Origin of the sequence: Bradyrhizobium yuanmingense, assembly GCF_900094575.1 — a bacterium.
Taxonomy (GTDB): domain Bacteria; phylum Pseudomonadota; class Alphaproteobacteria; order Rhizobiales; family Xanthobacteraceae; genus Bradyrhizobium; species Bradyrhizobium yuanmingense.
This window is the reverse complement of record NZ_FMAE01000011.1, coordinates 114301-133393: the sequence shown is the minus strand read 5'-3', so window position 1 is coordinate 133393 and position 19093 is coordinate 114301. Positions and strand designations below refer to the sequence as shown.

The 19093-nt window shown below is 63.8% G+C and carries 22 protein-coding genes and 1 pseudogene; 12 read left to right on the top strand and 11 right to left on the bottom strand.

The window, feature by feature from the left end; genetic code table 11:
- The first annotated feature begins 32 nt into the window (after nt 1–32).
- Complete coding sequence (locus GA0061099_RS32840) at nt 33–698, top strand: DsbA family oxidoreductase (protein WP_036027879.1); 666 nt, start codon at nt 33–35, stop codon at nt 696–698.
- A 4-nt stretch (nt 699–702) separates the two neighbouring features.
- Here GA0061099_RS32840 and GA0061099_RS32835 read toward each other — a convergent pair whose 3' ends face one another.
- From GA0061099_RS32835 to GA0061099_RS42235, 3 genes and pseudogenes are all read right to left on the bottom strand, one after another.
- Entirely contained in the window at nt 703–1872 is a 1170-nt protein-coding gene (locus tag GA0061099_RS32835) for a GNAT family N-acetyltransferase (RefSeq protein WP_036027878.1), read from the bottom strand.
- A 156-nt stretch (nt 1873–2028) separates the two neighbouring features.
- Nucleotides 2029–3465 (bottom strand): cytochrome c oxidase accessory protein CcoG, encoded by a 1437-nt coding sequence (gene ccoG / locus GA0061099_RS32830; RefSeq protein WP_036027877.1) that lies wholly within the window; start codon nt 3463–3465, stop codon nt 2029–2031.
- 43 nt (nt 3466–3508) lie between these two features.
- Nucleotides 3509–3646: pseudogene (locus GA0061099_RS42235) on the bottom strand (ArsR/SmtB family transcription factor); the annotation flags it as partial.
- A gap of 50 nt (nt 3647–3696) precedes the next feature.
- On the opposite strand from GA0061099_RS42235, the gene GA0061099_RS32820 reads away from it, so the two are divergent.
- Both GA0061099_RS32820 and GA0061099_RS32815 read left to right on the top strand, forming a co-directional pair.
- A complete protein-coding gene (locus GA0061099_RS32820) occupies nt 3697–4125 on the top strand; it encodes a YeeE/YedE family protein (RefSeq protein ID WP_036027876.1) in 429 nt (142 codons plus the stop codon).
- 5 nt (nt 4126–4130) lie between these two features.
- On the top strand, nt 4131–4598 hold the full coding sequence (locus GA0061099_RS32815; protein ID WP_036013015.1) for a DUF6691 family protein: 468 nt from the start codon (nt 4131–4133) through the stop codon (nt 4596–4598).
- Between the two features lie 57 nt (nt 4599–4655).
- Here GA0061099_RS32815 and GA0061099_RS32810 read toward each other — a convergent pair whose 3' ends face one another.
- From GA0061099_RS32810 to GA0061099_RS32800, 3 genes are all read right to left on the bottom strand, one after another.
- Nucleotides 4656–4979 carry a hypothetical protein gene (locus GA0061099_RS32810; RefSeq protein WP_036013014.1) on the bottom strand — a complete coding sequence of 108 codons (324 nt, stop codon included), beginning with the start codon at nt 4977–4979 and terminating at the stop codon, nt 4656–4658.
- 102 nt (nt 4980–5081) lie between these two features.
- A complete protein-coding gene (locus GA0061099_RS32805) occupies nt 5082–5483 on the bottom strand; it encodes a hypothetical protein (RefSeq protein ID WP_036027875.1) in 402 nt (133 codons plus the stop codon).
- 348 nt (nt 5484–5831) lie between these two features.
- Nucleotides 5832–6080: a PilZ domain-containing protein gene (locus GA0061099_RS32800; protein WP_225147583.1), complete on the bottom strand. Its 249-nt coding sequence runs from the start codon at nt 6078–6080 to the stop codon at nt 5832–5834.
- Nucleotides 6081–6281: 201 nt separating this feature from the next.
- Here GA0061099_RS32800 and GA0061099_RS32795 point away from each other — a divergent pair, with 201 nt between their 5' ends.
- Nucleotides 6282–6575, top strand: coding sequence for an HdeA family protein (locus tag GA0061099_RS32795; RefSeq protein WP_036013032.1), 294 nt, complete (start codon nt 6282–6284; stop codon nt 6573–6575).
- Between the two features lie 114 nt (nt 6576–6689).
- On the opposite strand, the gene GA0061099_RS32790 is transcribed toward GA0061099_RS32795, so the two are convergent.
- On the bottom strand, nt 6690–7154 hold the full coding sequence (locus GA0061099_RS32790; RefSeq protein WP_036027874.1) for a PaaI family thioesterase: 465 nt from the start codon (nt 7152–7154) through the stop codon (nt 6690–6692).
- Between the two features lie 363 nt (nt 7155–7517).
- Here GA0061099_RS32790 and GA0061099_RS32780 point away from each other — a divergent pair, with 363 nt between their 5' ends.
- Nucleotides 7518–7817 (top strand): hypothetical protein, encoded by a 300-nt coding sequence (locus GA0061099_RS32780; RefSeq protein ID WP_036027886.1) that lies wholly within the window; start codon nt 7518–7520, stop codon nt 7815–7817.
- 98 nt (nt 7818–7915) lie between these two features.
- Nucleotides 7916–8170 carry a hypothetical protein gene (locus tag GA0061099_RS32775; protein WP_036013009.1) on the top strand — a complete coding sequence of 85 codons (255 nt, stop codon included), beginning with the start codon at nt 7916–7918 and terminating at the stop codon, nt 8168–8170.
- A 30-nt stretch (nt 8171–8200) separates the two neighbouring features.
- Here the strand turns inward: GA0061099_RS32775 and GA0061099_RS32770 are convergent, their stop codons facing one another.
- Nucleotides 8201–8389: a hypothetical protein gene (locus tag GA0061099_RS32770; protein WP_036027873.1), complete on the bottom strand. Its 189-nt coding sequence runs from the start codon at nt 8387–8389 to the stop codon at nt 8201–8203.
- Between the two features lie 235 nt (nt 8390–8624).
- Between GA0061099_RS32770 and GA0061099_RS32765 the strand changes: the two genes are divergently transcribed.
- Complete coding sequence (locus GA0061099_RS32765) at nt 8625–8876, top strand: DUF2798 domain-containing protein (RefSeq protein WP_036027872.1); 252 nt, start codon at nt 8625–8627, stop codon at nt 8874–8876.
- A 574-nt stretch (nt 8877–9450) separates the two neighbouring features.
- Here GA0061099_RS32765 and GA0061099_RS41510 read toward each other — a convergent pair.
- Both GA0061099_RS41510 and GA0061099_RS32760 read right to left on the bottom strand, forming a co-directional pair.
- Nucleotides 9451–9621, bottom strand: coding sequence for a hypothetical protein (locus GA0061099_RS41510; RefSeq protein WP_036027871.1), 171 nt, complete (start codon nt 9619–9621; stop codon nt 9451–9453).
- 154 nt (nt 9622–9775) lie between these two features.
- Entirely contained in the window at nt 9776–9919 is a 144-nt protein-coding gene (locus GA0061099_RS32760; protein ID WP_338060695.1) for a hypothetical protein, read from the bottom strand.
- Between the two features lie 809 nt (nt 9920–10728).
- Here GA0061099_RS32760 and recA point away from each other — a divergent pair.
- The 5 genes from recA (at nt 10729) to GA0061099_RS32735 (ending at nt 16079) form a co-directional block, all read left to right on the top strand.
- Nucleotides 10729–11817 (top strand): recombinase RecA, encoded by a 1089-nt coding sequence (recA, locus tag GA0061099_RS32755; protein WP_027577058.1) that lies wholly within the window; start codon nt 10729–10731, stop codon nt 11815–11817.
- A 104-nt stretch (nt 11818–11921) separates the two neighbouring features.
- On the top strand, nt 11922–12905 hold the full coding sequence (locus tag GA0061099_RS32750; RefSeq protein WP_036027870.1) for a hypothetical protein: 984 nt from the start codon (nt 11922–11924) through the stop codon (nt 12903–12905).
- Between the two features lie 9 nt (nt 12906–12914).
- Nucleotides 12915–13913, top strand: coding sequence for a hypothetical protein (locus tag GA0061099_RS32745; protein ID WP_036027868.1), 999 nt, complete (start codon nt 12915–12917; stop codon nt 13911–13913).
- 54 nt (nt 13914–13967) lie between these two features.
- Entirely contained in the window at nt 13968–14942 is a 975-nt protein-coding gene (locus tag GA0061099_RS32740) for a hypothetical protein (RefSeq protein WP_036027867.1), read from the top strand.
- A 111-nt stretch (nt 14943–15053) separates the two neighbouring features.
- Nucleotides 15054–16079: a hypothetical protein gene (locus tag GA0061099_RS32735; RefSeq protein ID WP_244429365.1), complete on the top strand. Its 1026-nt coding sequence runs from the start codon at nt 15054–15056 to the stop codon at nt 16077–16079.
- Between the two features lie 129 nt (nt 16080–16208).
- Here GA0061099_RS32735 and gcvP read toward each other — a convergent pair whose 3' ends face one another.
- Nucleotides 16209–19076 (bottom strand): aminomethyl-transferring glycine dehydrogenase, encoded by a 2868-nt coding sequence (gene gcvP / locus GA0061099_RS32730; protein ID WP_036027884.1) that lies wholly within the window; start codon nt 19074–19076, stop codon nt 16209–16211.
- Between the last annotated feature and the right edge of the window lie 17 nt (nt 19077–19093).

Sequence of the window (19093 nt, the reverse complement as noted above, 5' to 3'; positions counted from 1 at the left end):
GACCCTCGAAGTGCCCGAAGGAGGCGCCTGACATGAGCACGCTGAAACCGCTCCAGATCGACGTCGTCTCAGATGTGGTCTGCCCCTGGTGCTATATCGGCAAGCATCGCATCGAGAGCGCGCTGGGGCTGGTGCCTGACGTTCCGGTCAAGCTCAATTTCCGTCCCTTCTTCCTCAATCCCTGGGTGCCGCGCGAGGGCATCAGCCGCGAGGCCTATCTCACCCAGAAGTTCGGCTCGGTCGAAGCCTATAAGGGCATTGCGGGACGCGTCGTCGCGGCCGCGAGCGAGGAGGGGCTCGTCTACAAGCCGGAGCTCGTGGCGCGCCAGCCCAACACGACTGACTGCCACCGCCTGATCCTCTGGGCGGAAGCGATCGGCAAGGCGCCTGAGATGAAGCAGCGCCTGATGGAGCTGTACTTCCGCGATGGCGGCGATCTCACCGATGTGAACGTGCTGGTGCAGGCGGCCGCCGACATCGGCCTCGATGCCGACGACGTGCGCAAGCGCCTCGCCACCGACGAGGACGTCGCGCGCGTCTCGGCAGATGCGCAGGAAGCCGCCGACAAGGGCATCTCCGGCGTGCCGACCTACGTCTTTGCGCAGAAGTACGCCGTCTCCGGCGCGCAGGATCCGAACCTGCTTGCCCGCGCCATCCGACAGGTCTCCGAGGAGATCAACGCGCAGGCGGCGGAGTAGCTTTTTATTTTCGGAGCCGGCGAACCACGCCGCGCGCGGCCTCGTGCGCGGCGTTGAGGCCGACCAGCGCGCCGTGAATGAGCGCCACGACCGGGTCGTGCCGCCGCAGCGGGATCAGCACATCGCCGATGGCGAGGCGTCCGCGCCAGATCGGGTTGATCATGGGGTGATCGGCATTCGCCGTCGAGTCCGCGCTGGCGACGGCGGGGTCGGCGCAGAGATGGCGGGTGAGGTCGAGCGTGAGCTGCACGCCCGGCGAATATTTTGCAAAGCGCTCGTCGATCCCGAGCTTGAAGAAGAAGGCACGATCCTGATGGCGCAACACGATGCCGGCGGCAATCGGCGTCGCGCCGGCGCGAAGGGTGACGATCTCGCACTGCGCGGTCTCTGCCAGCGCCGGCACGGCGCGGCGAATGAAGGTCGCGTCGCCCGGATGCTGGACCAGCGCGGTGCCCCGCTTGCCCTTCCAGCCGCTCGCTTCGAGCTGCAGAAAGGTTTCGAGCGCACGTCCGATCTGGTCGGAGCTGCGCGCGATCTCGAACACGACGGGGCCGTGCTCCTCGAGACGGTGACGCTGGCGCCGCAGCTCCTTGAGCTTCTTGGCGCCGAGCGCCTCGCGCAACAGCGTGTCGCCATCCTGCGTCGCATCGAGGCTGGCGCGGATGTAGGAGCTGAGGATTCTCGGCTTCAGGCCGTCGCGCTTCAGCACCTGGTTGAGTGATGCCATGGCTGCGCCATCGAGCGCGACGTCGGTCAGCACGAGCGCATGCGCGCCGGCCTCGCGCGCCTGCTGCAGCAGACGCGCAGCGGCTTCGAGCGGAGCGTCGCGGTCGAGCAGCGGGCTGCACAGCGTGCCATAGGGATGCGCGCTCACCAGGGCGGGCAGGGGGATCTTTAGGGCGCGCCAGAGTGAGACCACCGGCATCAGGCCGATCAGCCGGGCCGAAGTGCCGTCAAATGCGGACAGTGCCGAGGCATCCGTGCGACCGCGCGCAGTTGCGCTGACGGCGAGCTCCCAGGCGGGCAGGTAATATCCGTTCGGCTCGATCGCCCGCTGCGCCAGCGCGCGCCATTGGCCGGTGTCGACGGCCGCAAGCGGAACAGGCGCGCGCGCCATCGCGGCATCCCTTGCCGATGCCGGATTGATCGCAGCCTGATGCGCGATGTCGACCACGTCCCGTCGTCCCCGTTCACACGAGCTGGGGCCCGATGCCACCGGCCATGCTTAGCGCAAAGATTGGAAAATACCGTTGGCACGCCGCTGCAATTCGAGCGGTAGTGTTAACATTCCATTCAGCATCGGGCCGGGGGTGACCCTGAGGAATCGTGGCTAGTCTCCCGGCACGAAATGATCGCGGGTGCTCGCGCGGCCGCCGCTGGCGGTATCGGTGATGGTGATCTCGATGTCGCGGGAGGTCTTCGGCAGGTCGCTGGGCCCGACCTGTACCGACAGCCTGACCTCGCGGGTCTGATCCTGCCCGACCTCGATGATGGGCTTGCCGCCAGGTTCCGCCTCGATGCCGGCGACGCGAATGGTCGCGCCCGGCAGACCGGAGACTTCGAGCGCAAACGATCGCTGTGCACTCTTGTTGAGGATACGCACGGTGTAGTCGTTGCGCACGCCGCCGTCCGAAAGCTGGACGAAGAGGGGATTGCGCTCGTGCAGTACGTTGACGTCCATCGTCGCGCGAGTGGCGAGAGTGTACAGCATGATGCTGCCCACAATGGCGATGGCCGCGGCATAGATCAGCGTGCGCGGACGGATGATGCGGTAGATCGCCGGCTTGCCCTCGCGTCGGCGCTGCATGTTGATGTCGGTGTCGTAGCCGATCAGGCCCTGGGGCCGGCCGATCTCGCGCATGACGTTGTCGCAGGCGTCGATGCACAGGCCGCACTGGATGCAGCCGAGCTGGATGCCGTGGCGGATGTCGACGCCGGTCGGGCAGACATTGATGCACTGATGGCAGTCGACGCAATCGCCGGCGGGATCGCCATGGGCGCGCGCGGCATCCGCCTTCTTCACCGACATGCGCGGCTCGCCGCGGTCACGCCGATAGGTGACGTTGAGCGCCCATTCGTCGGTCAGCGCTGCCTGGATCCGCGGCCACGGGCACATGTAGATGCACATCTGCTCGCGGGCGTGACCGGCAAAGACATAGGTCGTAGCGGTGAGGATGCCGATCCAGAGATAGGCGATGAACGGGGCCTGGAAGGTCGCGAGCTCCTTCACCAGCGTCGGCGCGTCGGAAAAGTAGAGCACCCAGGCGCCGCCGGTCCACCAGGCGATCATGATCCAGAGGAAGTGCTTGAGCGCGACCTTGCGAAGGTGGTCGAACGTCCAGTAGCGCTTGTCGCCCTGCATGCGCTCGCGCCGGTCGCCCTCGACCCAACGCTCGACCGCGTAGAACAGGTCGGTCCACACCGTCTGCGGGCACATGTAGCCGCACCACAGCCGTCCCGCGACCGCGTTCATCAGGAACAGAATCATCGCCGCGATGATGAGGAGACCGGTGAAATAATAGACCTCCTGCGGCCACAGCTCGATGAAGAAGAAGTAAAAGCGCCGATGCGGGAAGTCGATCAGCACGGCCTGGTCGGGCAGGCCGGGTCCGCGATTCCAGCGCACGAACGGCAGCAGGTAATAGGTTCCGAGCGTGACGCACAGGATCGCCCATTTGATGCGGCGGAAAGGGCCATTGACCGACTGCGGGTAGACCTTCTTCCGCTTCTCGTAGAGAGGCCCCTCGATGAAGGTGTCGTCGGTCATCCCATGCTCCCCGCGTTTTGCGAAGGCGAGAGTCCGACTTGCCGGCGCAGAAGAGCCGGCAAAGAATCTCCAGCACTGCGCGGACTTTCGGGCTCGCGATGTTGTAGTATATCGTTTGGCCGTCCCGCTTTGGTTTGACCAAGCTCAATGCGCGCATCTTTCCGAGATGCTGGGATAGCGCGCCCATGGTATTTGCGCCCTACGCAAGGGCGCTCTCGCTCAGGAGAGGTCATGGTCACGACGTCTTTTACGCCGATCGCGTCGCTCGTTGGCGGTGCGATGATTGGCCTCGCGGCCGTTCTGCTGATGTGGGCAACGGGTCGGATCGCCGGCGTCAGCGGCATCGCGGCGCGGCTGTTTCCGCCCTATGAGGACAGCGAACTCGCTGGGCGCCTTGCCTTCGTCGCCGGTCTTGCTGCTGCGCCCGTGCTGGTCCGGCTCGTCACCGGAGGTCTGCCGGAGCAGACGATCGCGGCGGGGCCGGCCCTCCTGATCATCGGCGGATTGCTCACGGGTTTGGGTTCGGTGTGGGGCAGCGGCTGCACCTCGGGCCACGGCGTTTGCGGCCTGTCGCGGCTGTCGGTGCGCTCGCTGGTTGCGACCATCACCTTCATGGCCGCCGGCATGGCGACTGTGGTCTTGATGCGGCACTGGAACTGACGGCGATGGCAATCCTGGTTCAATTCGCGATTGGGCTGATCTTCGGCCTCGGCCTCATCGTCTCCGGCATGTCGAACCCCGCAAAGGTGCTGAACTTCCTGGACGTCGCCGGCATTCAGGCAGGGACATGGGATGCAAGCCTCGCCTTCGTGATGGCGGGCGCGGTGGCCGTGACCTTCGTCGGCTTCAGCCGCGTTCTCAAGCTTCCGCGTCCATTCTTCGCTGATCGATTCTATTTGCCGACGCGGCGAGACATCGATCCCAGGATCGTCGCAGGTCCGGCGATCTTCGGCATCGGCTGGGGGCTGGTAGGCTTTTGCCCGGGGCCGGCGCTGACCGCGCTCGGATTTGGCTCGCTCTCCGCCGTCATCTTTGTCGTGGCGATGTGCGCCGGCATGGTGCTCGCCCGCTTCATCGCTCAGCTGCCGTCATCGACGCGCTACATCACGCCGGCCGATCCACTCGAAACCTGAGGTTACGGGACCGGGCGAATAGTCTCGCCCGGTCTCCGACCATCAAGCCTTCATCGCTCACCAGCTACCGACGCCGACGCTGACGCCGGGCGCGCGAATGCCGACGCCGGCGCGCGGGCCGTCATCGTAGTGGCGATGATAGCTCCGGCGCTCATAGTAGCGGTCGCGCGGCATGTAATTGTAGGAATCGCGCACGATCACGCGCGACCCGCCCCGCGTGCGATAGCAGCGACCATCCTCGTCGCAGACGAGTCGCACCTGCTGCACGAGATCCGGATTGGTGTATTCGCTGGTCGTATAGATATCGGAAGCCTTGGCCCCCGAGGCGGCGGCCAAGGCCCCCACGCCTGCCAGCAGCGCAATAGTCAACGTCCTCATCATGTCCTCCTCGAAACTGCCCTCGGCGGTAACAAGAAGGGGAGGCGGTGATCGTTCCGGGTCATCTACAGGTTTTTCCCGGAACCTGTCGTCAGGGGCGGGTTCCTAGATCGGCTCGTAAGTCTCCGTGCCGCAGATGTCGTCGGCGTCGGCGCGCCGGCGGTCCACGACCCTGCCGTCGTTGATCGTCACGATGTAGGTCTGGGCGCCGAGCGACGTACCGGTCGCCGAGGTGAGCTGCGCGCGGACGCACGCGGTCCAGCCCGGTCCTCGCAGCTCACGATGCGGCGGAGCGACGTGAACCTCGCGCGGATAGGACGTTGCGAGAAAGACGACGTCGATCTGCTCGCGCACCACGCGCTTGACGTCGGGCGGCGCTTCCGGCGGCTGCTCGGGCTCCTTCATGCGCATGAATTCCGGCACCGGTGCGCGGCTGTCGGCAAAGCCGCAGGCACCGAGCGCAAGCGCGCCAATGAGCAGCGCCGCATGAGCAATGATCCGCAACATCCGTGAAAGGTCCCCTGCGGGCAGACAGATAGGCACGAATGCGATCGGACGAAGTCCAGGCCGATCAAGATTTGCTGAGGTCCCGGAACCCGGACATCGCTATTCCGCGATTGGAGGCTGGCTTGTACCCCAGAGGTGGGGGATTGCGGTAATGCGGATTCTGGTCATCACGCCGCCGTGCTGGCGCTGAGGGCCGCCTCAGCGCAGGCGCAGTGCCCGCCCAATGACCGCGTCGAGTCGATCGACGTTGCGGGGCTCATCATCGCTCGCGGGTGTTACGCGCGTGATTGCGAGCCAGTCATGATGGTGGTGTGCACGCGATGCGAACCTTCGTTCACATCGCGCCCGCTATTGCACGAAAGCGAGGCCGACGCGCTTGTCGCTGCGCCAAACTGTGCGACAATGCCGTACGAAATGGTCACAGGCGATCGAGAGCGTGACCGATTGCGGCAACATGACGGGAGTGTCGAGGTCGATCGCCGCGCCGCCCGCCGACATGTTTCGCACCGTGCAAGGAATGCCGCTGTTTTCGAACGTGATCTTTCCGCCCTTGAAAACACGGTGACGTTGCGATGTGCGCTTCTCAATCATCTGCATCAGTCCTGCCGATGAGTATGAAGTAGTGCATAGAAATTACGTTGAACTAAACTCAATACTGGCGCTACTTGCACGGCGTTTCAGACTTTGTTTACGACGTTAGAGCGGCGAGCCGCTCGTGCGAACCTGCCCAAAGAGCCTACCCAAAGAGCCTACCCAAGTGCCTTTCCTTTATGGCGTGACACGCCGATGGAGATATTGATGAAGACTTCGCTTTCGATTTTGTTCGCCGCAGCGCTCTCGCTGGCCTCGATGCCCGCCCACGCCGTCAAGTGGGACCTCTCGACCATGACCTGCAAGCAGTTCCTCGAGAGCGGCGAGGACAACATCGGCGTCGTGCTGACCTGGATGGACGGCTGGTACAAGGGCGACGAGGACAACGCGATCATCGACACCGACATCTTCATCGAGAATGCCAAGAAGTTCGGCGCCTATTGCGGAAAGAATCCGACCGTCAGCGTCGTCACCGCGGCCGACGAGATCCTCGGCAAGTGACATTGCCGGCGCAATGACGGCAAGCGCGATCGCGCTTGCTGTCCCGACATGATTTCCATCGAGAGCCGCGTCGAGCCTTGCGCTTCGCGCGGCTCTCTTGTTTTCAGGGCGCGTTCACCCCGGCAGCATCGCGAACGCGCTCGACACCATCGCGGCCGGCTTGCCGTCGGCGGCCGAGAGCAGCGTGACGCGGCCAAAGCTCATGGTGCGCCCGAGCCGCACCACGCGCGCGTCCGCCAGCACGTCGGACGCGGCGATCGCGCGCATGAAATGCGTGGTCTGATCGACCGTGGTCATGGGACGGTAGCCGCGATTGGCCGCGAGGATCGCGATCACCATTGCGGTATCGGCGAGCGCCATCAGGGCCTGGCCGCAGACCACGCCGCCATTGCGGCACAGCCGCTCCGAAAACGGCATGCGCAGCAGCGCGCCGGGCTGCCAATCCGGGACGTCTGCGGGCGGCACATGCTCGATGCGCTCGACCGCGAGGTTGAGGTCCTGGACCCAGGGCGCAAAGACCTCGCCGAGGATGCGTCTGGCGTCGGCGAGGCCGAACTCGGCTTCTGGCTGCGTTTGCATTGCTGTCGCGCTCTCCTGTGTTGCCGGATGTTTCGCCGCATTGTGCGCGCATCGGCGAGGCAAAGTCACCCGGTCTGGCGCCGGCCGCCTCGGCTTGAAAATGCCTGACTTGGCCCGATATGATGCCTGGCTTGGGTAGGGGTGGATGATGTTGCGTCGCTGTATCCTCGTCTTTTGCATGGGCCTGCTCGGTCTCGCGCTGAGCGGGTGCACCAAATGCGGTCCGATCTGGGACGATTGGCTGCAGACGCCCAAATCATGCCGATCGGATCGGCACTAGCGGCCACCGGTCCGTGACCGGGCTGACGAGGATGACAGGGCGCGGGGCGATCCGCGCCTCATGGAAGACTTAAGGAGTGAATGATGAAGCTTTTCCGTTTGGCCGCGGTGCTGGCCGTGCTGGCGGGACCTGCCTACGCGCAAATGCCCAACATCAATTTGATGCAGGATGCCCCGAGCAAGTCGCCGGAGGAGAAGGCCATCGAGGCCGAACGTGAGAAGGCCTACAAGGAAACACTGAAGAAGATTCCGGATACCAAGGCGTCCAGCGATCCCTGGGGTGGCATGCGTGCCGAACATCCGAAGCAGCCGGCGGCGCCGAAGGCGTCGTCGGCCGCAACCAGTGCGCCGAAGAAGGCCAAGAGCGGGACGGCCGCCAACTGACCCGTTCCGGGGAGGCACAATGCTCCTCGGAAGGACTCCTCTTGATCCGGCCCGCGCCCTACATTGTCGGTAGCGTAGTGCGCAGAGGAAGGCAGGACATGGCCGATCGTCCGCGGGATCTCGCCGAGCGGATGGCGCGCCGGCGCAAGGCGGCCGGCAAGCCCGGCCAGTCCGCCGGCGATGGCTATCTGCGCGAGACCTTCACGCTGCCGCGGGCGGCGGCACGGGAGCGGGCGCAGGCCTTCTTCGCCCGCTACCCCAAGGCCGGCTATATGAGCGAGGTCGAGACCTGGCGCGAATTGCCCGGCGGCGATATCGAGTTCACCATGCGTCGGCTGCCCAGCGCCGACTGACGCGCGCTATGACGCAGAAGGCGAAACGGTTCAGGCCGTCTTTCGCCCGATCGCCTTCAGTTCGCGGTCGATGCGCAGCTGCACGCGCCGGATCGCCAGCAGGTCGATCCGGGTCTCGGTCTTGCCGGTCCTGATCCGGTCGCCGATGCGGAACTGCCACTGCCAGACTGCGGGAATCGCCGTCTTGGCGATGGTGAACTCGACGCCCCTGTGATTCATGGTCACCTCCCACGATTCACCCTTGTGCCTGCAAACATGTTGGTCGTCGCAATATTCCGCAGGCAAGAAAAATGTCGCCCGCGGCCTCCGTGGTTCTCCGACCATGAACAAAGTTCCTGGAGCCCGGCCGGGGTGCATCCGGCGGTCCCGCATCGCGGTTCCAATCGAAGCGCCGGATCCGCTCGACGGCATGTGCCTTGCTTGCCGATCACGGGCAAGCAACCATGGGCGCCTCATGCTCGGCATTCCCCGCCGCTACTCGCATTTCGTCTTCGGCATCATCCAGTCCGGGCTGACCTCGCTGATCGCGGCGGGGATCGCCAGCTTTCCCGCCGGCAGCCCGATGCTCTTCGTGCGGCACTGGATGGTGTCCTGGCTGATCGCATGGGCTGCGATGCTGCCGGTCGTGCTGCTGGCGGCGCCCGCGATCCGCGCCTTCTCGCTGCGCCTGACCCAGGAGGAGCGGGAGCCCCGCGCCGGCCGGTAGCCGGGCGAGCTAGCCGGCTGGCTGACGAAAGCCTGACAGGCGGACCGCCGGCAGGTGCGCGATCGAAAGGCCGCACACTGGCCCCGTACCGGTCCCAATTTCGACATCCGTCCGCACCACTGCGGACACACCCGTCGGCAAGATTTTATCCGTTCGGCGCAGCCATGGGGGAAACGTGGCGCGCCGGAAACGGGGTGGCATCATATGGATAACGTAGAGCGGTCATTCGCCGCCGCGACGGCGGCTGGCTTCGTCGTGCTGGTGATAGGCCTGGTTCTGCTGGCGGTGCTCTAGCAGGCGCTGCTGCAGACGGAACTGACGTGCTGGGCCGTCCTATCGAAGGCGCCGGCGCGCCTTGCCTCTCAAAAGTGGCAAAACAACCCCATGCACAGTAGGGGTCCTGGCGATTTCATCGCTTCGCCAATGGGTTGCTGGTAGTATTTAGCTACCTGGTGCATCCGCGGTCGCGGCGCCCCGACCGGCGATGCCGATCGGAGGTTCCGGGCAAGGAACAGAGCGGAGTGCCGCATCGCGGGCGGGCCTGGCCCGCTCCGGACGGCGGTCCTGGCAGTGCCTAATGAACCTTGATCTCGTTCAGCGGCAGACGGAGCTCGGCGGCGCGCTCTTCGCGGTCCTTCTTGCGGAACTCGTTTTCCTTGCGCTCGAACTTCACCATCTCCTCGTGGGCGGCGTCCAGCAGCGGCTTTTGCCTCAGCGTATCGTGGTGCGTGTCGTTGTTCGTCATGACCAGAGATCCCCAAAAGTTGCGGTCCCATCCCCACAGAAGGCCCGAGACCGCGAAAAGGTTCGGTGCCGTAGGATTACGGAAACATGACGGCGCCCTGGTCGCGCGTCGTTGATCCCGGTCATGGTCGCGTCGAGGAACCCGGCGTAGGCGACTATTCCGGCGGCTGCAGCCCCGGCGATTTGACCCAATCGTTCAGATGATTGGCAACGTCGGCCTGGCGCGCCTTCTTGAGCAGCGCGTCCCGCTCCGGCCCGGAGGTAGCTTGGATGCCTGCTCGCGGACCTGCTTCACCCATGCCGACAGCCGGTCCTGAAGGGTCAGTTGCTGCTTGAAACGTCGTCGCTTCAACATGGCGCGCTCTTTCCGTGCGAGGAGGCGGGAGCGCGAGGTCAGCGTTCTCATCACCGATAGTGGCCAGGGTCCGCGCGGTGATGATGCATTAGGATCCAGAAATGGATCCGCGTCTGTTCAGTTGTGCACGCAGAGCAAAGCGGGGAGCGTGACGATCCAGCATGGCTGGTTTGTCAGAGGTTGATTTATCAACCGAAAGAGGCCGCCAGACGAGGCGGCCTCCGGTCATCCCAGGAACTTGCCACCAGGGCACCGAATGAGGTTGCGGTGACGGCGAGGAAGGCCACGAAATACCATAGGCGATGCATGCCGCGGCAACGCGGACGCGCAGCCATGGTTCATGAAGCTGTTTCGAACAGCTCTGTGGTCTTCTGGTCCAGTCGGCAAGACAAAAACCCTTGGGGCTGTCCTAATTAGGACACCCGCAGAGACAGATTAGAACAGTTAGAGAATTCTCCCCTTGAAGCGGATTGGCTGGGCCATTTTGATTTCCATCGCATCGGGTTTGGCTTTCGTCTTGTTGACGAAGCCGAATTGTTTCCGCGGTACCGAGCGCCTGACGCTAACCGGCTGGGAATGTGTTCAGGACAGGCCGCCGCTTTGACACTGCTGAGGGAAATTAGGGCAAAGGGGAAAACCCGCAAAAGAACATATTGCGAACTGAGAACAAATGGGGTACATTGCTTTTATCGCCGAGCTGCCTCGCAACCGTTTGTCCCTCACGCGAATCCTCGCCATAAGGAGCACGACCCAATGTCCGCAACTGCCCTGCGTATCGTCGAAGGATCCTCCATGGACAAGAGTAAAGCTCTGGCCGCCGCGCTCTCCCAGATCGAGCGGCAGTTCGGCAAGGGCTCGGTGATGAAGCTCGGCAAGAACGATCGCTCCATGGACATCGAGGCGGTGTCCTCCGGCTCGCTCGGGCTCGATATCGCGCTCGGCATCGGCGGCCTGCCCAAGGGACGCATCGTCGAGATCTACGGGCCGGAATCCTCGGGCAAGACCACGCTGGCGCTGCATACGGTGGCGGAAGCGCAGAAGAAGGGCGGCATCTGCGCCTTCATCGACGCCGAGCACGCGCTCGATCCGGTCTATGCCCGCAAGCTCGGCGTCAACATCGACGAGCTCCTGATCTCGCAGCCCGACACCGGCGAGCAGGCCCTGGAGATCTGCGACACCCTGGTGCGCTCGGGCGCGGTCGATGTTCTCGTGGTCGATTCGGTGGCGGCGCTGGTGCCGAAGGCCGAGCTCGAGGGCGAGATGGGCGATGCGCTGCCGGGCTTGCAGGCCCGTCTGATGAGCCAGGCGCTGCGCAAGCTGACGGCCTCCATCAACAAGTCCAACACCATGGTGATCTTCATCAACCAGATCCGCATGAAGATCGGCGTGATGTACGGCTCGCCGGAAACCACCACCGGCGGCAATGCGCTGAAATTCTACGCCTCCGTCCGCCTCGACATCCGCCGCATCGGCGCGATCAAGGAGCGCGACGAGGTGGTCGGCAACACCACGCGCGTCAAGGTGGTCAAGAACAAGCTGGCCCCGCCCTTCAAGCAGGTCGAGTTCGACATCATGTACGGCGAGGGCGTCTCCAAGATGGGCGAGATCCTCGATCTCGGCGTCAAGGCCGGTATCGTCGAGAAGTCCGGCGCCTGGTTCTCCTATGACAGCCAGCGCCTCGGCCAGGGCCGCGAGAACGCCAAAGCGTTCCTCAAGGGCAACCCCGACATCACCGCCAAGATCGAGACCGCGATCCGCCAGAATTCCGGTTTGATCGCCGAGCAGATTCTGGCCGGCACGCCGGAGCGCGACGCCGACGGCGAGGAGCCGGCGGACGAGTAAGACCTAACGCGAAAATTTTTCGCGAGGAGCGGGCACTGAGGACGTTGAGTTGCCGACGTCTTCGGTGCCCGTTTCGTTTTGCGTCGCGTTGATCAGGTGGTGCGATGAAGCGGCTGATCTTGACTGGCTGGGGCGGCGGGAGTGATCTCGGTCGATCGGGGTTGGCCGAGATCGTCATACCTTTCCATTTTCAATTTGAGTGGGGGCCGCTCCCGCCGGCGGAAAAGCTCTCAGCTTATTTGGCTGCCCAAACCGCAGAGCTAGGCCATGCCGAACATTGGTCGGATTGGGTCCGCTGGTCCCGCGGCGCCAAGGGCCGCAAATTGTCGCTGGCCGAATTTTGCGAGCCGTATGACGAGATCGAACTCTGGTTCGGAGCGACTCCGCGCGACCAATTGCAACTGGTCTGGTTGCTCGATCACCTCAGCAGCTATCCTGCGCTAGCGCAGAAGCTCGGGCTGCGATTGCTGGACTCCGATCTGTTTTTCAGTCCCGATTATGATTTCGCCAAGGGCGAGCCCCATATTCCTGTTATGGACGTTGCTGCGGAGGAGTTCGAGACTGCCAAGTTGGCGTGGTCGGCCTATCGCGCGCGGACGCCTGAGGCTTGCATGGATTTGCTTCACCGCGATCTGAGTGCCTTGCTGATGCTGCGGCCGGTTTTGCTCGATCTGCTGGCGGAACTGCCGTCACCCAGGACCGGGCTTGGTGCGACCGAGACGCGATTGCTTGAGATGCTTGCCAGAGGGTTTGCCAACACGAACGGGTTGTTTCACCTGCGCTCGCAGCGGCGTACCTATGTGTTCGGAGAATTTGAGTTGGGCTCGTTGCTTGAGGGGCTAGCGCTCGGCCCGAGGCCGGCCGTGGCCGGCTTGGGCGACGAACTGCGCACGATCGACCCTAAGAATTTGAGGGCTCGGCATGAAGTCTATCTGCGCAGCCGCCTTTCGCTGACCGAGTTCGGGAAGGCTGTCCTGGCGGGCCATGACGACTTCAGCCGTTACAATCCGATCGATCGTTGGTGGGGTGGCACGCATCTGACCAACGATCGGCTGTGGCGCTCCGGCCCTGTCCTGACGATGCCCTGAGAGGCTGACGTGACGCGGCTCATTGTGACAACAGATTCGTCCGCCGCCGGCGCGATACAGCGGGCCGGCCTTGCCGACCTCGTCCTTGCGATCGAGCGTCGCTTGGTCTGGGGACCGCCGCCCACGCAAACGGAATGCCAGGCATTCTTCTCCCCGCGCGTGGCTCAGCCGAACGGCCTGCACTGGCTCGACGACACGCCGGTTTGGCGCCTGGAAAGGTCTGGGGTGAAGGGGCGCGGACTGATTGATCTGTTGTCCGAATGTGGCTCGGCCGAACTATGGATGGGGCCAGAGCCGAACGCACAATTACTTCTGCTCTGGCTACTCGACCATTGCGGCATCGAGGAAGCGGCATTGTCCAAGCTCGCGATACGTCACCTGGACCTTGCCGTAGGCGATGTCGCGCCAACGCAACTGGCGAAGCTGAACCCACCGATTGTCAAGCTCACGAAAGATCACCTTGAACTGGCTGGTCGCGCCTGGCGAGCTTACCGTGCGCCGACGCCGCAGGCCTGGTTCGATCTCCTCGAAACGGATTTGCGCCTGCTTCCGCAGCTCGAGCGTTGCGTCGTTGATCTGCTCGAAGAGCTTCCCAACGTGACCAGCGGCCTTGGGGCCACGGAAACGCGGATTCTGGAATTGATCGCGCCGGGCGAGGTGCAGCCCTTTGATGTGTTCCCGGGATATCAGAAGCCCAACGAGCGTCGCGTCTTCGATTACTGGGAAGTTGGCGCCCTGCTTGATGGACTAGCACGATGCGAGAGGGCAGCGGTCGCTGGACTGGACGAAGGCCCGTTTTCCCTGGAGATGCACGACGATTCGAGCCGCCTCCAGCGGTACAAGCAATCCCGCTTGTCGCTCACCGCGTTCGGCAAAGCGGTGCTTGGCGGCGATGAAAACTTTTGCCGCCATAACCGAATCGATCGCTGGTGGGGCGGCATCCATCTGACCAACGACCGGCTGTGGCAGTGGGACCCCGAGGCCCTCTCACTCATCGCGCCTGATTAGTGCGTAACTCTTCGCTCAGAGTGTTCTTGTATTGTATCATTTCGAGAGGCAATCGTGTCACATTTGATCCTGGCAACGAACGATCGTGCGGAGGACACACTTCGCCAGTCCGGCGTTGCGAACGTCGCGCTCGGGTTCTATCCGCGGTTCGTCTTGGGGGAACTGCCTTCCGACGAGCAACTCTTGAGGGGCCTGGAGCGCCGATCGGAAAAGCACCGCAATCCCGGCGATCATTGGCTCGATGACGTTTGTCGCGGTGCACTCGACGGCTTCGGCACGCGCGATATTGGTTTGTTCGAGCTGTGCGAGAAGTTCGACTCAATTGAAATATGGGTGGATGCTCGGCCCAATGATCAACTTGTGCTCGTCTGGCTGCTGGACCTGATTCGTCCTCACAGGGAGATCACGAGCAAGCTGAGCCTGGTGCATGCGGACGATACTATTGCCAACAATACCCCGGAGTCTGTCGCAAAATGGAAGCTGCCGGCCTTCAAGGTGACCGAGAACCATTTGGTGACGGCAAGCCGCGCCTGGCGGGCCTATCGGGCTGAAACGCCAGAATCCTGTTTCGATCTGCTCATGACGGATCTGATGCTCCTGCCGAGACTTCGATCGGCGCTAATCGCGGTGCTCGAAGAGCTTCCGGACAGCGTGACGGGACTCGGTGCAACTGAAATGGATCTGCTGGATTCTGTGAACGACGGGCAAACCGACCCAAGGCTCGTCCAACACGCGAGATGGCTTCGCGATGTATTCGGCGAAAACGACGCGCGTGACGCTTTGCTCGAGCTGGGGGCGTATTCGGCGCCGTCGCTCTTATTGGGCGATCCGGCGTTCGACAATGAGGATCGTTACTTCGGCAGGAGTGAGTGGAGGCTCACGCTGACTGAACTCGGGCGTTCACTTCTCGCCCGCGAAGACGATATGTGGCGGCACAATGCCATTAAACGATGGTGGGGTGGGACCGAGTTGACCAACGAACGGCTGTGGCGGTGGGATCGCGAAAGCCGATTGCTGGTTGCGCCCTAGGTCAGCTTCGTAGGATGGACTAGTCTTACTGAGTCACTCGGCCGCGCCGCGAGAAGTGTTATCGGTCCGGCAGCGCGGATGAGGCCACTGCTTGACTATTGTACCGGCCTGATGCTGCCGGTGAACAAGGGCGCGTCGACGATGAAGCGTGTGATTCTGACTAGTTCGTCCGGCGTTGGTCTCACCTATGCTGGTCGTGCTGACATGGTCGTCCCGTTGATCTTTCGGTTCGTTTGGGGGCCGTTGCCTACGTCGCACCACCTCGAGGACTATCTTACGGGAGGCTATTACAGGGGCGATCCGGAGGTGCGGTGGTCCGATCTTGTTGGCCGGTTGCCTCAGACCGGTCTCGCGCACAAGGAGACTGGCCTGGTTTGGTTTTGCGAGACCTATGGCGTCGAGTTCATCGAGCTGTGGTTCGACCCTGAGCCTAACAGTCAATTGCAACTCATCTGGATGCTGGACTATTTGCGGTCCCATCCATCGATCACCCATTGTCTTAGACTGCGACGGGTCAATTTCGATCTGCGCGAAGCGGACGGCCCGCAACTTCGCGATCGTACGGTGCGGGAATCGGAGATCGCAGAGTGCGACTTCGAGATAGCCAACATGGCCTGGGAGGCGTATCGGGCGCCGACGCCTGAACTTTGCTTCGGGTTGCTGACAAGGGATTTACCCAGGCTACCTTTCCTGAAGCCGGCTCTGGAAGCGTTGCTAGCTGAACTGCCGTCACCAATCACCGGATTGGGCGCGACGGAGGCGCGGCTTATCGAGCTGATTGCAAGGGGGCACAACCGTACAAAAGAACTGTTTCAGCCGGGCGGGCTGCTCGAAACGCGCGTGTTCGACCAGTGGGAGCTGGGTCCGTTGCTCGAAGGGCTTGCGTCGGGCCCGATGCCGGCGGTCGCAGGTCTCGATCCGAAACTCGCGACGCTCGCCCCGCACGATGCGCGAGGTCGCAACGCCGCCTATCGTCGGAGCCGGTTGTCGCTGACTGAATTTGGCAAAGCGGTTCTGGAAGGCCGCGAAGATTTCCGTCGCCACAATCCGATTCGACGTTGGTGGGGCGGCACGCTGCTCACCAATGAACGGCTTTGGCGGTGGGATGGCGAGCGCCGGTTGTTGATTGCGCCCTAGCGGCGCACGCAGTGCCGTAGGGCCGAAGGCGTAATCCACCACCGTTCGGTTCAGCGGACGCAGAAGTGGTGGGTTACGCGTCGCGGACTGCGCTTTGCGCAGCCGCGAGGCTAACCCACCCTACACATCCTACTCCGCAGCTTCTGCGTAATCGCTCACCGGCGGGCAGGAGCACACGAGGTTGCGGTCGCCATAGACGTTGTCGACGCGGCCGACGGGGCACCAATATTTGTCGGAGCGCGAGACGCCGTCGGGGAAGCAACCCTCCGTGCGGGTGTAGGCGCGCTTCCAATCGTCGTCGGCGATGTCGTGCACGGTGTGCGGGGCGTGGCGCAAGGGCGAGGCTGCGATCTCAAAGCGACCGGCCTCGACCTCGGCGATTTCCTTGCGGATCGCGATCATGGCGTCGCAAAAACGATCCAGCTCGGCCTTGGATTCCGATTCGGTCGGCTCGATCATCAGCGTGCCCGGTACCGGGAAGCTCATGGTCGGGGCGTGGAAGCCGTAATCGATCAGGCGCTTTGCGATGTCGTCGACGGTGACGCCACTCGTCGTCTTCAGCGGACGCGGATCGACGATGCACTCATGCGCGACGCGTCCCTTCTCGTTCTTGTAGAGCACCGGGAAATGCGGATCGAGGCGCGCTGCGATGTAATTGGCGTTGAGGATCGCGATCTCGGTGGCGCGCTTCAGGCCTTCACCGCCCATCATCAGGATGTAGATGTAGGAGATGGTAAGGATCGACGCCGAACCGAACGGCGCGGCCGAGACCGGACCGACCGGCGCGTCTGCCTTCGTCGCGGGGTGGCCGGGGAGGAACGGGGCGAGATGCGCCTTGACGCCGATCGGGCCCATGCCGGGGCCGCCGCCGCCATGCGGGATGCAGAAGGTCTTGTGCAGGTTGAGATGGCTGACGTCGGCGCCGTAATCGCCGGGCCTGGAAAGGCCGACCTGCGCATTGAGGTTGGCGCCGTCGAGATACACCTGGCCGCCATGGCCGTGCACGATGTCGCAGATCTCGCGGATGTGCTCCTCGAACACGCCGTGGGTCGAGGGATAGGTGATCATGACAGCTGCGAGGTCGTTCGCGTGCTTCTCCGCCTTGGCGCGGAGATCATTGACGTCGACGTCGCCGTTCTTCTCGCAAGACACCACCACCACGTCCATGCCGACCATCGCGGCCGAGGCCGGATTGGTGCCGTGGGCGGAGGAGGGGATCAGGCAGATCTTGCGATGGCCCTGTCCGCGCGCGGCATGATAGCCGCGGATCGCGAGCAGCCCGGCATATTCGCCCTGCGCGCCCGAGTTCGGCTGCAGCGAGATCGCGTCATAGCCGGTGATGTCGCAGAGCCATTTCTCCAGGCGTGCGAACAGCGCGTGATAGCCTTGAGCTTGCTCGCGCGGGGCGAACGGATGCAGCGAGCCGAATTCCGGCCAGGTCAGCGGCATCATCTCGGTGGTCGCGTTCAGCTTCATGGTGCAGGATCCAAGCGGGATCATGGCGCGGTCGAGCGCGAGGTCGCGATCACTGAGCTTGCGCATGTAGCGCAGCATCTCGGTTTCCGAGCGATGCGCATGGAAGACGGGATGGGTCAGGAAGGCCGTAGCGCGCTTCAATTCGTCCGGCAGCGCCTCGCGCGTCTCGGCGTCGATCTCGGCATAGGCAAGCTTGCCGCCGAAGGCGCGCCAGACCGCTTCAATCGTCGCAGGCGTCGTGGTCTCGTCGAGCGCGATGCGAAGAGCCGTATCGCTGACGCCGAGATTGATCTTCTCGCTTGCTGCCCGCGCGACGATCTCGGCGCGCTTGCCGCCGGCATCGACGCTCAGCGTGTCAAAGAAGCTGTCCGATTGCGGCGCGAAGCCGAGCTTGCGCAGGCCGGTCGCGAGCACGGCGGTGCGGCGGTGGACGTTGCGCGCGATCTGCGTGAGGCCCTCGGGGCCGTGATAGACCGCATACATCGAGGCGATCACGGCGAGCAGCACCTGCGCGGTGCAGATGTTGGAGGTCGCCTTCTCGCGGCGGATGTGCTGCTCGCGAGTCTGCAGCGCGAGGCGATAGGCCGGCATTCCGCGGGAATCGACGGAGAGGCCGACGATGCGGCCGGGCAGCGAGCGCTTCAGCGCATCGCGCACCGCCATATAGGCCGCGTGCGGGCCGCCATAGCCCATTGGCACGCCGAAGCGCTGCGCCGAGCCGATGGCGATGTCGGCCCCGAGCTCGCCGGGCGAGGCGAGCAGCGTCAGCGCCAGGAGGTCCGCGGCGACGATCGCAAGTGCGCCCTTGGTCTTCAGCGCGGCGATCGCAGGCCTGAGGTCGCGCAACGCGCCCGAAGAGCCCGGATATTGCAGCAGCGCGCCGAGCACGTCTGACTTGTCGAGATCGGTGAGGGGATCGCCGACGACCAGAGTCCACCCCAGCGGCTCGGCGCGGGTGCGCATGACCGCCAGCGTCTGCGGATGCACGTCCTTGTCGACGAAGAAGGCTTTTGCCTTCACCTGCGAGTGGCGCTCGGCGAGCGCCATGGCTTCGGCCGCCGCGGTGGCTTCATCGAGCAGCGAGGCGTTGGCGACGTCGAGCCCGGTGAGGTCGCAGATCATGGTCTGGAAGTTGAGCAGCGCTTCCAGCCGGCCCTGGCTGATCTCCGGCTGGTAGGGCGTATAGGCCGTGTACCAGGCCGGGTTCTCCAGGATGTTGCGCTGGAACACCGCAGGCAGGATGGTGCCTGAATAGCCCTGGCCGATCAGCGAGGTGAAGACCTGATTCTGGCCAGCGAGCTCGGCCATGTGCGCGATCGCCTCGGTCTCGCTGAGCGGCTTGCCGAGATCGAGCGGGGCGGCCTGCCGGATGGAGGCCGGCAGCGTTTCCGCGATCAGCGCATCGACGCTCTTGGCACTGACTGTTTCAAGCATGGCGGTGACATCGCGCGCCGATGGGCCGATGTGACGGCGAACGAAACTGGCGGCGGCGTCGCCGTTGGTCTTGCGGTGCGCGGTCATCGCTTGCTCCATCGTGC